This is a genomic window from Mesorhizobium sp. B2-1-8, from assembly GCF_006442545.2.
Classification (GTDB): Bacteria; Pseudomonadota; Alphaproteobacteria; order Rhizobiales; family Rhizobiaceae; genus Mesorhizobium.
Map to the genome: position 1 here is coordinate 902,914 of NZ_CP083952.1, position 13,991 is coordinate 916,904.

Sequence of the window (13,991 nt, forward strand, 5' to 3'; positions counted from 1 at the left end):
TCAGGTCAAACGCGCGTCATGCAGACGGACGTCTGACCGGAGCCGATGAAGCCGAGCTGGCCTGCGGCGCCTTTCGACAGGTCGAGCACGCGGCCCTTGATGAAGGGACCACGATCGTTGATGCGCACGACGACGCTGCGGCCGTTGTTCTTGTTGGTGACCCGCAATTTGGTGCCGAACGGCAGCGTGCGGTGGGCGGCGGTCAGCGCCGAGGGGTTCATACGCTCGCCCGATGCGGTCCTCGAGTGCAGCGCGTACCAGGAAGCGCGGCCACACTGGCCGGCGGCGGCGGTTGCCGAAGTTGCGGAGGCGCCGACCATCAGGCCAGCAACGATCGTTACCGCGACAAGCGCGGTCTGTTTTGGGGTCTTCATGCTTGGGGGATGGCTCCGTTTTTGACAGACCCCAGCCGTTAGGAGGAGAATAAGGCACGAAATGCGGCAGTGATCTGGCGGTTCCATGGCGAGATCACACATTTGGAGTCACCGGGTAACAGTCTGTCAGAGACTTTTTGGCGCTCCAGGACCGGTTTCTGATTATGTTTTGATCGGCACGAAGGATTTTTATGACAAGATTACGCATTGATCTTCAAATAGAGGTCTGCACGATCTGGCCACTTCCTTCGGCTCTTTCATCACGGCGATAGCGTCGAAATCGATCGACTTGAAAAGCGGGATTCGACAATGAGACTGATCAAAAATCTGCTGGCCTTGATTGTGCTGGCCATTGGTGCGCTGTGGTCGCTGCAAGGCATCGGCGTGGTCGGCGGCAGCTTCATGACCGGCCAGTCGCAATGGCTCTATATCGGCCTCGCCGCCATGCTGGTCGGCCTGGCCGGGCTGGTGTGGGCAAACCGTTCGCGCGGGTAAGCCGCGCTTGGACCTTGTCACGACGCACTTCCGGCGGCGATCTCGTATTTGGCGGACCCGTGTTCGCCCGAAAGCGACTTCCGCGATCGCACCATGTTCGCCTGAGTGCAGTCTGGTATTTATCGGGGCGGCGCGTGACCGAACAACTTCCGTTCTCAACTATAAGACGGCGGGACTAAAGTCTTGCGCACCGGTAGGCCTTGGTCCGAGGGGCCTTCAAACGTTCCGGACTTGTCCATTGGACGTTCCGTACTTTAGCCAATTGAGATATACACAGTTTGAAGCAGACCTATTTCAAAGGCGTTCTAATCCTCGGCCGTGTTGACGTGCATCTCGGTCGGCACAAAGAGCCATTCTGGTTCGGCGCATCGATCACTCGTTCTACCCCAAGTAGCGCCAGATCGTGCACCAGATTGCGATTTCAAGCTGGCAATGGACCCGCCGGGAAAAGAATGGCCGGTGCGGGGATGCTTGGGTTGAAAGCGGGTCGCACCGGCCATTGCGGGTTAGGCTTCGATTTGGGATCGTCCCCCGCATGACCAAGCTATATGTATATTAGCTATCACTCAACTAAGACTGAAGTCCCTCCTGCTGCCAGCCGGAGGGGATAGCGGTTCGCCGGTGAGGTCAGCACTTTGCGACGCCCCCCTCTGGCCTGCCGGCCATCTCCCCCACGGGTGGGGAGATTGGCAGCTTCGCTGACTGTGCTCTCCCTTCAACGGTCGAAGAATAGCGAAGGCCAGGGTGATGCCGATCTCCCCCTTGCGGGGAGATGTCCGGCAGGACAGAGCGGGAGGGTGTGACGGAACTCGGCATAGGGATCGAATCCGGGTCGACCGTTCTGTGGCAACCGCCGCTGGAATTTCATTCCCCGTCTGGCCGCCGGATTGGCACGATCTATCTTCTTTCCAACAGCGATCGGCTGGAAAAGACGCTAGGTTGATCCATGGAGGCTCCGACATGAGCGAGCACAGAAAAGCCATAGCCGACGGTGCCGACAGCGCCCCGTCGGACACCGCACCATCCCGCCTACGCAAACCCTATGCCTCGGTGCTCGATCTGATCGGACAGACGCCCATCGTCGAGCTGACCAGGTTCGACACGGGAAAATGCCGGCTGTTCATCAAGCTCGAGAGCCAGAACCCCGGCGGCTCGATCAAGGACCGCATCGCGCTATCGATGATCGCGGCGGCCGAGAAGGACGGCAGGCTGAGGCCCGGCGGCACCATCGTCGAGGCGACCGCCGGCAATACCGGCCTTGGCCTCGCCCAGGTCGGCATCCCCAAGGGTTACCGCATCATCCTGGTCGTGCCAGACAAGATGTCGCGCGAGAAAATCCAGCATCTGCGCGCGCTGGGCGCCGAAGTGCACATGACGCGCTCCGATGTCGGCAAGGGTCATGCCGAGTATTACCAGGACATGGCGGAGAAGATTGCCGCCGAACTGCCCGGCGCCTTCTATGCCAACCAGTTCGCCAACCCGGCCAACCCGCAGGCGCATGAGACGACGACCGGCCCGGAGATTTTCTCGCAGCTTGACGGTGATGTCGACGCGGTGGTGGTCGGCGTCGGCTCGGGCGGCACGCTGACCGGACTTGGCCGCTTTTTCGCCAAGGCGTCGCCGAAGACGGAGATGGTGCTGGCCGATCCGGTCGGCTCGGTGCTGGCGCCGCTGATCAAGACCGGCAAGATGGAAGAGGCGGGAAGCTGGACCGTGGAAGGCATCGGCGAGGATTTCGTGCCGCCCAACGCCGATCTGTCGCTGGTCAGGAAAGCCTATTCCATCACCGACAAGCAGAGCATGCTGGCCGTGCGTGATCTCCTGTCACGCGAAGGCATCCTGGCCGGTTCTTCCTCCGGCACGCTGCTGTCGACGGCCCTGCGCTATTGCCGCGAACAGACGACGCCCAAGCGCGTCGTCACCTTCGTCTGCGACAGCGGCAACAAGTACCTGTCGAAAGTGTTCGACGATTTCTGGCTGGCCGAGCAGGGGCTGGCCGAACACGAACAGCATGGCGACCTGCGCGACCTCGTCATGCGCACCCACCGCACCGGCGACACGGTCTATGTCGGGCCGGATGAAAGCCTGCTCAACGCCTATGGCCGCATGCGGCGCTCCGATGTCTCGCAATTGCCGGTGCTCGACAATGGCAAGCTGGTCGGCATCGTCGACGAAAGCGATATTCTTGCCCATGTCGACGGACCCTATGACGGGCGCTGGGAGCGCTTCAGCGGCCCGGTGCGCACGGCGATGACCTCCAATCTGCACACGCTGCAGGCCAGCCAGACGCTGGACGTGCTGCTGCCGGTGTTCGACCGCAACGAGGTCGCCATTGTCTTCGACGGCGACGAGTTCGTCGGCCTGATTACCCGCATCGACCTGATCAACCATCTGAGGCGCCGCGCAAAATGACCACATCCGGCAAGAACCGTCTGGCCTTCTCCACCCGGACCATCCATGGCGGCCAGAGCCACGACCCGCTGACGGGTGCCGTGATGGTGCCGATCTACGCCACCTCGACCTATGGCCAGCAGTCGCCCGGCGTGCACAAGGGTTTTGAGTATGCCCGCAGCCAGAACCCGACGCGCTTCGCCTTCGAGCGCGCCGTGGCGGACCTGGAGAGCGGCTCGGCAGCCTTCGCCTTTGCTTCTGGCCTGGCATCGATCGCCACGGTGCTGGAACTGCTCGATTCCGGCGCCCATATCGTCGCCACCGACGACATCTATGGCGGCTCGTTCCGGCTTATGGAGCGGGTGCGCAAGCGCTCGGCCAACCTGCAGGTGAGCTTCGTCGATTTCACCGACCTTGCGGCGGTCGAGGCGGCGATCCGGCCGGAGACCAAGATGCTGTGGGTCGAGACGCCGACCAACCCGCTGCTGCGCATCGTCGACCTCGAAGGCGTCGCGGCGCTCGCCAGGCGCAAGGGCATACTGACTGTCGCCGACAACACCTTCTGCAGCCCCTATATCCAGCGGCCGCTGGAGCTCGGCATCGACATCGTCGTCCACTCGACGACCAAATATCTGAACGGCCATTCCGACATGGTCGGCGGGGTGGCCGTGGTCGGCGACAATAAGGATCTCGCCGACCGGCTGAAATTCCTGCAGAATGCCATCGGCGCGATATCGGGTCCGTTCGACAGTTTCCTGGCGCTGCGCGGTTTGAAGACCCTGGCGCTCAGGATGGAACGCCATTCCACCAACGGGCTGAAAATCGCGCAGTGGCTGGAAACCCGCAGGGACGTGCGCCGCGTCATCTATCCCGGCCTCGCCAGCCATCCGCAGCACGCCATCGCCGTCCAGCAGATGCATGCCTTCGGCGGCATGATATCCGCCGTGCTGGATCGCGACCTTGCCGGCACGAAACGCTTCCTCGAACGCACGCAGCTGTTCACGCTGGCCGAAAGCCTCGGCGGGGTGGAGAGCCTGATCGAACACCCGGCGCTGATGACGCATGGCTCCATTCCCGCCGGGAAGCGGGCGGAGATCGGCATATCGGATTCGCTGGTGCGGCTGTCGGCGGGCATCGAGGACGGCGATGACCTGATCGCGGACCTGGATCAGGCGCTGGGGGACTGAGTGGCTTCGCTGAGACGAGGCAATAGTCGAAGCTGGCGCCGCCCCTCACCTGCCTGCCGGCATCCTCTCCCCGTATAGGGACGGGGAGAGGGGCGCTGGCATCGATGGTTTCGCCAATCGCCAACGTCGCAGAACAAGCGCCGACATTGCGGTCAGCCCTTTCTCCCCGTCTCTCTATACGGGGAGAAATGCCCGGCAGGGCAATGAGGGGCGGCGCCAAGGTTCCGGATAGGCAATTGACCCCAGGCGCCATTCGCCCGAGATGTAGCGCCCATGGCCAAGCGCGAACCACCCACAGACGCCCCCCTCACCTTCGCGGTGCTGGTGTTCCCCGGCTTTCCGATGATGGCGTTCAGCTCGGTCATCGAGCCGCTGCGCGCCGCCAACATATTGGCGAAGCGGGAATGCTACCGCTGGATCATCGTCGGGGCGACGGAAGGGACGGTCGAGGCTTCCAACGGCGTCGTCATCCAGCCAGGGTTTTACGCCGAGGCGGCGCCCAAGGTCGACCGCATCGTGGTGTGCTCGGGCGGCGACGCCGATCACCTCGTCGCCGAGGACGCGGCGAGCTGGATCCGCCGCAGCCTGCGGGCCGGCGCCCATGTCGGCGCGGTGGCGGACGCGGCGTTCTTCCTGGCCCGTGCGGGCCTGCTCGACGGCCATGCCTGCACCTTGCATTGGACCAGCCAGGCGGCCTTCACCGAAGCCTTCCCCAACATCGAGCTGCGGCGCGACCTCTACGTCATCGACCGCAAGCGCTTCACTTCGGCCGGCGGCGTCGGCAGCCTCGACATGATGCTGGAGATCATCACCCGCGACTACGGCGCCGCGCTTGCCGCCAGCGTTGCCGAATGGTTCGTGCACAGCCCGTTGCGATCGAGCGTCGACCGCAAGCTGATGCCGCTGCGCCTGCGCACCGGCGTCCAGAACGAGCTGGTGCTGTCGGCCATCGCCATCATGGAGGATGCGGTGGAGGAACGGCTTGGCATGGCGGAGCTGACCGCGAAACTCGGCGTCTCGTCTGACAAGCTCGAACGATCCTTCCGCTCCGAGCTCGCCGTCTCGCCGAACGGCTATTACCGGCGCCTCAGGCTGAAGCGCGCCGCCGATCTGCTGGCACACTCGACGCTCGCCGTGCGCGACGTGGCGCTGGCTTGTGGGTTTGCCTCGATGTCGAGCTTTGCCCGGGCTTTTCGGGAGGAGCACGGGCATGCGCCGAAGATGGCGCGGAGGCATTAGGCGCAGTCAGCGGGCGGCCGTTTCAGGCGCGCCGAAGGAATAGCAGGTAAAAAGCCATGAACATAAAAACTATCCCAATATTTGCAGCCAGCCGCCCCCAGAATTGACCTCTGAAGAACATGAAATCCATACCGACTATGACCACCACCATCGCCACCACGTAAAGCGCAATGGCTACTTGTCTGCTCATGGGAACTTGATTCTCCTTTTCAAGTTCGCCAGCACGCGACCTGACGTGCCGGTGCTCCATTGCCCGGCCAGAATAACGCGGTTGGGAGGTTCCGCAAAGACGCTTGCCGTATGCGACGTCGCGCTGGCCTGCGGCTTTGCCTCGATGTCGAGTTTTGCCAGGGCTTTTCGGGAAGAGCATGGACATGCGCCGAAGATGGCGCGACGGCATTAGGGGGCGCGCTGATGCGGTGAGAGGTCGGCGGGACAGCGCCCCCCTCTGTCCTGCCGGACATCTCCCCCGCAAGCGGGGAGATTGACAGCTTCGCCAACCTCGCCTTCTTGTCCAACGTCGGAAAATTAGCGAAAGCCGAGGAGACATCCGATCTCCCCCCTTGCGGGGGAGATGGCCGGCAGGCCAGAGGGGGGTGCTGTCCCGCCAGCGTTCCGTATCTCCAGCGGCATTTCGCACAACCTATGCGGTTTTCCGCACAATCCCTCCGCGCCTGCTGCGCCATGGTCAAGCCTTTCACCCACCCAAGGCCTGGCACCCATGAGCATCGTCGTATTCGACCCCGACAGCACCGAGGACGTCGACTTCAAGGATCGCATGCGCCATCCCGTTGCGGCCGACCCTGCCGGCGGCATGTGGCTGTCCGACACGGAGCCGTCCTTCATCGATGCCGACGCCTTGCGCAAAGGCCGGCTGGCGAAACTGCGCGGCTGGATGCGCGACGCCGGTTATGGCGGCGTCGTTTTGTTCGACCCCTACAACCAGCGTTACGCCACCGGCTCGCGCAACATGTTCGGCTATTTCCTGCGCAACTCGACCCGCTATTTCTTCATTCCGGCCGACGGGCCGATCGTGCTGTTCGAATATCCGCAGAGCTACCATGTCTCGATGGTGCTCGACACGATCGACGAGGCGCGTCCTTCCAAGCTTGTCTGGTCTTCCGTGTCCGGCCGCGACGACGGGACCGCCGGCCCCTTCGCTGACGAGATCGCCGAGTTGCTGAAGAAGCATGGCGGCGGCTCGATGAAGCTCGGGCTCGACCGCTGCAGCCACCTGCAGGCGCTGGCCCTGGAAAAGCGCGGCTGCGAGGTCCGCGATTGCCAGGGCGAGATCCTCGCGGTGCGCGCGGTGAAGACGCCTGAGGAGGTGAAGTGCCTGCAGGTGTCGATGGCCGGCGCCGAGGCGGCGGTCTATGCGGTGCGTGAGGCGATCAAGCCCGGCGTATCCGAAAACGAGCTGTTCGCCATCATGTATGGCGAGGTCATCCGCCAAGGCGGCGAGTTCATCGAGACCCGGTTGCTGACCTCGGGCCAGCGCACCAATCCCTGGTTCAACGAAGCCAGCGGCCGCAAGATCAGGCCCGGCGAATTGCTGGCGCTCGATACCGACACGATCGGCTGCTACGGCTATTATTCGGATTTTTCCCGCACCTTCCGCTGCGGGCCGGGCAAGCCGACCCCTTACCAGAAGTCGCTCTACCGCATGGCGCACGACCAGGTTCAGCACAATATTTCGATCGTCAAACCCGGCATGGCTTTCCGCGAGATCGCCGAGAAGGCGTGGAAAATCCCGGACCGTTTCGTCGACCAGCGCTACACCTCGGTCATGCACGGCGTCGGCATGCATGGCGAGACACCGTTCATCGCGCATGCCATGGATTACGAGACCTATGGCCGCGACGGCCATATCGTGCCAGGCATGGTGGTGAGCGTGGAAAGCTATATTGGCGAGAAGGGCGGCCGCGAGGGCGTCAAGCTGGAGGACGAGATCCTGATCACCGAGACCGGCACCGAGCTTCTGTCGCGCTTCCCCTATGAGGACGCGTTTCTGGAGAAAGAGGTTTGATGCTGGTTGCTCACCTCAGCGACGTGTCGCATTTGAAGAACGAGCGCCTCATTCCGTGGCACCCCCCTCTGTCCTGCCGGACATCTCCCCCTCTAGGGGGGAGATCGGCAGCTTCGCTTGCAGCGCTTTTTCCTGCAACGCTGGTGATTGGCGAAAGCATTCGCAACCGCCAATCTCCCCCCTCGAGGGGGAGATGCCCGGCAGGGCAGAGGGGGGCGCTGCCCCTCCAGCATTTGGAAATATCTTGGGGCGAAGGCCCATCCACATGAAAGCCCCCATCTCCATCAAGCGCGGCACGGTGGCCGCCATCTTCATCGACCTGCAGGAAGAGCACCGGCAGGACCCACGCTACCTCGTTGAGGGCTACGAAAAGATCCTCGCCAACGTCCAGCGCCTGCAGGCCACGGCGCGGCAGAACCATGTGCCGCTTCATCACTGGGCCTATATCGTCGATCTCGACAGCCAGGTCCGGCCCTTTCATCCCACAGGCGAAGACGGCAAGTCGGCCTTTTCCGACAAGAGCGACCCGCTGACCGAAATCTGCCACGAGGTGGCGCCGGCAGATGGCGAGGCGCTGCTGATCAAGGCGGAGGCCAGCGCCTTCCGCTCCGGGCCGGCGGGCGACCGGCTCAAGGCTTCCGGCATCGAATGGCTGGTTATATCGGGCGTGTGGACCGAGGCCTGCATCGACGCCACCGTAAAGGACGCGGTGACGATGGGCTTTCGCGTACTTCTGGTCAAGGACGCCTGCGGCAGCGGCAGTGCGGCCATGCACCAAACCGCCATCCTCAACCTCGCCAACCGGCTCTATGGCGGCGCCGTCACCGACACCGATAGCGCCTGCCGGCTGCTGGCCGGCGAGAGCGTCGCCGCCTGGCAGGTCGAAGGCTCGGTACCCCTGCGCTTCAGCTTTGAAAACGCCGCCCGCCTCTATGCCGAGCTTTGACGTGCCCGCAGGACCGAGATGACCAGCCGCGGCAAATATGGGTCCTGGCTCGACCCGGCGCTCTGGGCCTATATCGACAGCGTCAACGCCTGGTACCCGCCCGAGATCGCCGGCCTGCCGGTCGACAAGCAGCGCGCGGTCTATGCCAGGATGTCCCGGGCCTTCCACCAGGGCCGTCCGCCCGGGGTCAAGGCCAGCGACAGCGTGATTGCCGCTTCGAGGCATGACATCCCGGTCCGCCGCTACCGGCTCGCCGGCGCGGCGCCGCGTGCGGCAGTGCTCTATTTCCATGGCGGCGGCTTCATCCTCGGCGGTCTCGAAAGCCATGACGACATCTGCGCCGAAATCTGCGCCGGCACCGGCTTCGACGTGCTGTCGGTCGACTACCGGCTGGCGCCGGAGCATCTCCACCCCGCCGCCTTCGACGATGCGCTGGCCGCTTTCGAATGGTCGGCCGCAAGCATCGACCTGCCGCTCGTGCTCTGCGGCGAAAGCGCGGGCGGCAATCTGGCGGCGGCGGTGGCACAGGCCACGCGTCACCATCCGCGCGCCGCGATCGGCCAGGTGCTGATCTATCCCGGTCTCGGCGGCAACGAGGCGATGGGCTCCTATGTCGAACATGCCGACGCGCCGCTGCTGTCGACAGGCGACGTCGCCTTCTACCGCGACGTTCGCTCGATCAGGCGGCAATCGCCCGACGATCCGACCTTCTCGCCGTTGCGCGATACCGATTTCTCCGGCCTGCCGCCAACGGTGATCGTCACGGCCGAGTGCGACCCGCTGTCGTCGGACGGCGAGATCTATCGCGACCGCATCCTGGAAGCCGGCGGCAAGGCGTGGTGGCATGAGGAGCCTCGCCTCGTGCACAGTTTCCTGCGCGCCCGCACGACCGTACTAGCCGCGGCGGAAGCCTTTGCGCGCATCATCGCGGCGGTCGCCGCGCTGGGCCGGGGGGAGTGGCCGTACTGAGGCCGTTTTTCACGGACGGCTTTTATGAGGATAGCGCCTGGGCTGCTTCCTGTGGGGAGGCTTTCAGCCACAGCGCCTTTTCGCCGAGCGTAGCGACCATGGCGGCGTGCGCCGCGCGCTCCGCTTCGGTCAGACGCGGCAGCAGCGGCGCGGGGCGCTCGGCAACGATGATCTCGATTTGGCGGACATTGTCGCCGCCCTGGGCCGGCGCGGTGGCGCTGTCGAGGATCAGGGCGGCCTGCTTGCCGCCGATCAGCTCGATATAGACCTCGGCCAGCAACTCGGAATCGAGCAGGGCGCCGTGCTTGGTGCGCTTGGTATTGTCGATGCCGTAACGCCGGCACAGCGCGTCGAGCGAATTGGGACCCATCGGGTGCTTGCGGCGCGCCAGGGCCAGCGTGTCGACGACAAGCCCGTTATCGACAGGCGGGTGACCGAGCCGGCCGAATTCGACGTTGAGGAAGCCGATATCGAACGTGGCGTTGTGGGCGACCAGCTTGGCGCCTTCCGTGAATTTCAGCCATTCCTCGGCGATTTCGGCGAAGCTCGGTTTGCCCGCGAGATCGGCCGCGCTGATGCCGTGCACGGACTGCGCCTCGGCGTGGATCGCGCGGCCTTGCGGGTTGATATAGTGATGGAAGGTCCTGCCGGTCGGAAAACGATTGACCAGCTCGACGCCGCCAAGCTCGATCACGCGGTCGTCTCGCGAATCGAGGCCGGTGGTTTCCGTATCGAAAATGATCTCACGCATCGAATCAGGTCGCTCCTGGGAGCAGAATCGTCAGACCGGAACAAAATGGCAATGGGCAACCGTGCTGGCTAGGACAATCACACAAGTTTGCGCTGCCCCTCATCGCCCTGCCGGGCACTTCTCCCCGTATAGTGACGGGGAGAAGGGGCCGGCGGCAGCCTCGGTGCTCCCCTTACAACGCAGGAGATTGTCGAAACCCTTCGCGAAGTCGTCCTTCTCCTCGTCCCTATACGGGGAGAAGATGCCGGTAGGCAGATGAGGGGGCGGCGCCGACTTCGACAGTTGGCCGATCGAGCACTGCTTTGGCTGGAGAAAGCCTGCCGATAGCAGGTGTCAGTCGCTCGACTTGCCGGCCCCCGCCAGTTCCGCAATAATTGCTGCAACCGCGGCTCGCGCGGCGTCCATCCCCTCACCGGTGTCGATGACGAAATCGGCCAGACGGCGCTTTTCGGCATCCGGCACCTGCTTGGCCAGGATCGACGCCAGTTTTTCCTCGCTCATGCCGGGTCGCGCCAGCACGCGCTGGCGCTGGACTTCGGCCGGCGCGGTGACGACGACGACCTTGTCGACCCGCCCACGGCCGCCGGTTTCGAACAGCAGCGGGATGTCGAGGACCGCGATCGATTCGCCGGCGTTACGATGCCTGGCCAGGAAGGCGTCGGCATCGGCGCGGACCAGCGGATGGATGATGGCCTCGAGCTTTTTCAGGGCTGCCGTATCGCCGAGGACACGGGCGCCGAGTTTTGCGCGGTCGACGCTTCCACCAGCGGTGGTGCCGGGAAAGGCGGCCTCGACCAGGGGGGCCGCCTTGCCGGCATAGAGGCGGTGCACCGCCTCGTCTGAATCATGCACCGGCACGCCGGCCTCGGCGAACATCTCGGCCGTCGTCGACTTGCCCATGCCGATCGAGCCGGTCAGGCCGAGCACGATCATGATTTGGGCACCAGATCGGCAACGATGAGCGCGCGGAGCTCAGCCGTAACCTTCGGCCTGACGCCGAACCAGCGCTCGAAGCCGGGCACCGCCTGGTTGAGCAGCATGCCGAGCCCGTCGACCGTCTTCAGCCCCCGTGCCCGCGCGGCGGCGAGCAAGGGGGTTTCGAGCGGCACATAGACGATGTCGTTGACGATGGCGTTGTCGGGCAGCAGCGCGGGGTCGGCGGGCAGGCCCGCATTGCCCTGCATGCCCAGTGCGGTGGTGTTGACCAGCAGGCCGGCGTCGCCCAGCAATTCGGCGGTCGCGGCCATTTCGTGCGCCGAAACGCCGGCGCCAAAGCGGTCGCGCAATTCCATCGCCCGGGCGAGCGTGCGGTTGACGATGCGGATGTCGCCGAGGCCGCGCTCCTTCAGCGCGTGGATGACGGCGCGGGAGGCGCCGCCGGCACCCAGCACCACTGCCGGGCCATTGGCCGCCCAGCCCGCGGCGTAATCGTCGAGATTGGCGGCAAAGCCATGGCCGTCGGTGTTGCCGCCCCACAAAGTGCCGTCGTCGAGCCACAGCGTGTTGACGGCGCCGATTTCGTCCGCCGCATGATCGCGGCGCGCGACCCCGGCAAAGGCTGCCTCCTTGTGCGGGATGGTGACGTTGCCGCCGCGATAGCCATTGGCATGCATGCTCGCCAGGAAATCGGCGAAGTCCCGCGGCGCCACGTCGATCGCCTCGTAGCTGCCGTCGATGCCGTGCTTGGCCAGCCAGTGGCCGTGGATCATCGGCGAGCGCGAATGTTTTATGGGATGGCCGGTGACGAAGGCCTTCTTCATCGTCTCAGCCATCGATGGCTCCCAGGGTACGGAGTTCCGCCAGCAATGGCAGCAGCGGCAGGCCGACAATGGTGAAATGGTCGCCTTCGATTTTCTCGAACAGCTGAATGCCTTCGCCCTCGACCTGATAGGCGCCGACGCTGGCCAGCGCCCTGGCGCCGACACGGGCGAGATGCCGGCCGATGAAGGCAGGGTCGAGCTTGCGCATGGTCATCGAGGCGATGCCGACATGGCGCCACAATACATTGCCGTCGCGCACCAGCACGGCGGCGCTGTTGAGCTGATGGGTCTTGCCCGACAGGGCCAGGAGATGGCGACGCGCGCCTTCCATGTCGGCCGGCTTGTGGAACACTTCGTCGCCGAGCGACAGCGTCTGGTCGCAGCCGAGCACCAGCGCGCCGGGCCGGCGCTCGCTGACTTCGGTGGCCTTGGCTTCGGCGAGCACCAAGGCGACGTCCTCGGGCGAGGCGCCGCTGTCCTGCAACGGCGCTTCAAGCGCGCGCTCGTCTAGCGTCGCGGGAACGGCCTCGATGTCGACGCCGGCGTCGACCAGCATCGCCTTGCGGAACGGGCTGCCTGAAGCGAGGATGATTTTTTCTGTCATTTTTGCTCCCGGGCGCAAATACAGGGCCGTTGGCGTATGAGTTTTATCTGCAACGTTGGCGCTGCCCCTCATTGTCCTGCCGGACATTTCTCCCCGTATAGTGACGGGGAGAAATGGCAGCTTCAGCGCGGGCGCTCTTTCCGGCCGCGCTGGTGACTGGCGAAACCATCGATGACAGCGCCCCTCTCCCCGTCACTATACGGGGAGAGGATGCCGGCAGGCAGGTGAGGGGCGGCACCGACTTTCCCATAGGAAGACTCAGAAACTCACTTTTCGCCATTTATCTCGTCTTCCCCCTGAGGGCAACGATGGCCGCGGCCGTCTCCTCGATGGAGCGGCGGCTGACGTCGATCATCGGCCAGCCATGGCGGGTGCAGATCTGGCGGGCGTAGGCGAGTTCCTCGTTGATGGCGGCGCGGTCGACATACTCGGTCGGCACGTAGGTGCTCGAATTGCCGAGGATGCGGTTCTGGCGGACATGCGAGATGCGCTCGGCGGTGGCGATCAATCCGACGATAAGCGGCGTCCTGGCGCTGAGCAGGCTTTCGGGCACCGGCACGCCGAGCACGATCGGGATGTTGGCGGTCTTGATGCCGCGGTTGGCGAGATAGATGCTGGTCGGCGTCTTCGAGGTGCGTGAAATGCCGATCAGCACGACATCGGCGTCATCCATGTTGGCCGGCAGCTGGCCGTCGTCATGGTCCATGGTGAAATTGAGCGCATCGATGCGCCGGAAATATTCGGCGTCGAGAACATGCTGGGCGCCGACGCGGCGGCCGGCCGGCGTCCCGAGATAGGACTGGAAGACGGTCAGCACGGGCTCCAGCACGGACACGCAGGGCAGGCCCATGGCCGCGCAGCGTTCGTCGATGCCGCGCGCCAGCTTCTGGTCGACCACTGTGTAGAGGATGATGCCCGGCTCCTCCTCAATGTCCTCGAACACCTTGGCTATCTGTTTTTCGGTCCGGATGAGCGGGTAGATGTGCTCGATGGCGCGCGCATCCTTGTATTGCGCCGAGGCGGCGCGGCCGGCGGCGAGGAGCGTTTCCCCCGTGGCGTCGGAAATCAGGTGCAGGTGGAAGAAGCTCTGGGGTTTGTTCACAGGGGTCACCTGGGGCTGTGGGCGGATGTGGATAAGGTCGGACAGGCGGTCGTGCCGGCCGAAGGCGACTGTATCAGATGCCGGTTTGTCCACAATTCGATGTGCTGTCAGCTTGGCCGGACGGCTGGGGACAAGTCCGTGGACGAA

General features: G+C 64.4%; 14 protein-coding genes and 1 pseudogene. 8 read left to right on the top strand and 7 right to left on the bottom strand.

All coding sequences use genetic code 11. From position 1 onward, the window contains the following. Positions 1–5 precede the first annotated feature (5 nt). On the bottom strand, positions 6–374 hold the full coding sequence (locus FJ970_RS04295) for a septal ring lytic transglycosylase RlpA family protein (protein ID WP_140762270.1): 369 nt from the start codon (positions 372–374) through the stop codon (positions 6–8). 309 nt (positions 375–683) lie between these two features. Here FJ970_RS04295 and FJ970_RS04300 point away from each other — a divergent pair, with 309 nt between their 5' ends. From FJ970_RS04300 to FJ970_RS04315, 4 genes are all read left to right on the top strand, one after another. Next, complete coding sequence (locus tag FJ970_RS04300) at positions 684–869, top strand: hypothetical protein (RefSeq protein WP_181178733.1); 186 nt, start codon at positions 684–686, stop codon at positions 867–869. Between the two features lie 960 nt (positions 870–1,829). After that, on the top strand, positions 1,830–3,281 hold the full coding sequence (locus FJ970_RS04305; RefSeq protein ID WP_140762273.1) for a pyridoxal-phosphate dependent enzyme: 1,452 nt from the start codon (positions 1,830–1,832) through the stop codon (positions 3,279–3,281). Next, positions 3,278–4,447, top strand: a complete 1,170-nt coding sequence (locus FJ970_RS04310) for a trans-sulfuration enzyme family protein (RefSeq protein WP_140762275.1) — start codon at positions 3,278–3,280, stop codon at positions 4,445–4,447. Before FJ970_RS04305 ends, FJ970_RS04310 begins: the two co-directional genes overlap by 4 nt. Positions 4,448–4,720: 273 nt before the next feature. After that, positions 4,721–5,686 carry a GlxA family transcriptional regulator gene (locus tag FJ970_RS04315; protein ID WP_140762278.1) on the top strand — a complete coding sequence of 322 codons (966 nt, stop codon included), beginning with the start codon at positions 4,721–4,723 and terminating at the stop codon, positions 5,684–5,686. A gap of 22 nt (positions 5,687–5,708) precedes the next feature. Here FJ970_RS04315 and FJ970_RS04320 read toward each other — a convergent pair whose 3' ends face one another. Then, complete coding sequence (locus tag FJ970_RS04320; protein WP_181178734.1) at positions 5,709–5,876, bottom strand: hypothetical protein; 168 nt, start codon at positions 5,874–5,876, stop codon at positions 5,709–5,711. Positions 5,877–5,975: 99 nt separating this feature from the next. Here FJ970_RS04320 and FJ970_RS33770 point away from each other — a divergent pair. From FJ970_RS33770 to FJ970_RS04335, 4 genes and pseudogenes are all read left to right on the top strand, one after another. Next, positions 5,976–6,089: pseudogene (locus FJ970_RS33770) on the top strand (helix-turn-helix domain-containing protein); the annotation flags it as partial. Between the two features lie 318 nt (positions 6,090–6,407). Beyond that, positions 6,408–7,712, top strand: a complete 1,305-nt coding sequence (locus FJ970_RS04325) for a M24 family metallopeptidase (protein WP_140762281.1) — start codon at positions 6,408–6,410, stop codon at positions 7,710–7,712. A gap of 265 nt (positions 7,713–7,977) precedes the next feature. Beyond that, positions 7,978–8,658, top strand: coding sequence for an isochorismatase family protein (locus FJ970_RS04330; protein WP_140762284.1), 681 nt, complete (start codon positions 7,978–7,980; stop codon positions 8,656–8,658). A gap of 18 nt (positions 8,659–8,676) precedes the next feature. Continuing rightward, a complete protein-coding gene (locus FJ970_RS04335; RefSeq protein ID WP_140762288.1) occupies positions 8,677–9,627 on the top strand; it encodes an alpha/beta hydrolase in 951 nt (316 codons plus the stop codon). Positions 9,628–9,649: 22 nt separating this feature from the next. Here FJ970_RS04335 and dnaQ read toward each other — a convergent pair whose 3' ends face one another. The 5 genes from dnaQ to FJ970_RS04360 form a co-directional block, all read right to left on the bottom strand. Beyond that, positions 9,650–10,378 (bottom strand): DNA polymerase III subunit epsilon, encoded by a 729-nt coding sequence (dnaQ, locus tag FJ970_RS04340; RefSeq protein ID WP_140762291.1) that lies wholly within the window; start codon positions 10,376–10,378, stop codon positions 9,650–9,652. Between the two features lie 333 nt (positions 10,379–10,711). Beyond that, complete coding sequence (gene coaE, locus FJ970_RS04345; protein ID WP_140762293.1) at positions 10,712–11,311, bottom strand: dephospho-CoA kinase; 600 nt, start codon at positions 11,309–11,311, stop codon at positions 10,712–10,714. Next, entirely contained in the window at positions 11,308–12,150 is an 843-nt protein-coding gene (locus FJ970_RS04350) for a shikimate dehydrogenase (RefSeq protein ID WP_140762296.1), read from the bottom strand. The genes coaE and FJ970_RS04350 overlap by 4 nt, the downstream gene beginning before the upstream one ends. Beyond that, the gene (locus FJ970_RS04355; protein WP_140762298.1) at positions 12,143–12,742 is read right to left on the bottom strand and encodes a Maf-like protein; all 600 of its coding nucleotides are present in this window, start codon (positions 12,740–12,742) and stop codon (positions 12,143–12,145) included. Before FJ970_RS04355 ends, FJ970_RS04350 begins: the two co-directional genes overlap by 8 nt. Positions 12,743–13,022: 280 nt before the next feature. Beyond that, complete coding sequence (locus tag FJ970_RS04360) at positions 13,023–13,955, bottom strand: pyruvate, water dikinase regulatory protein (protein ID WP_415752035.1); 933 nt, start codon at positions 13,953–13,955, stop codon at positions 13,023–13,025. Between the last annotated feature and the right edge of the window lie 36 nt (positions 13,956–13,991).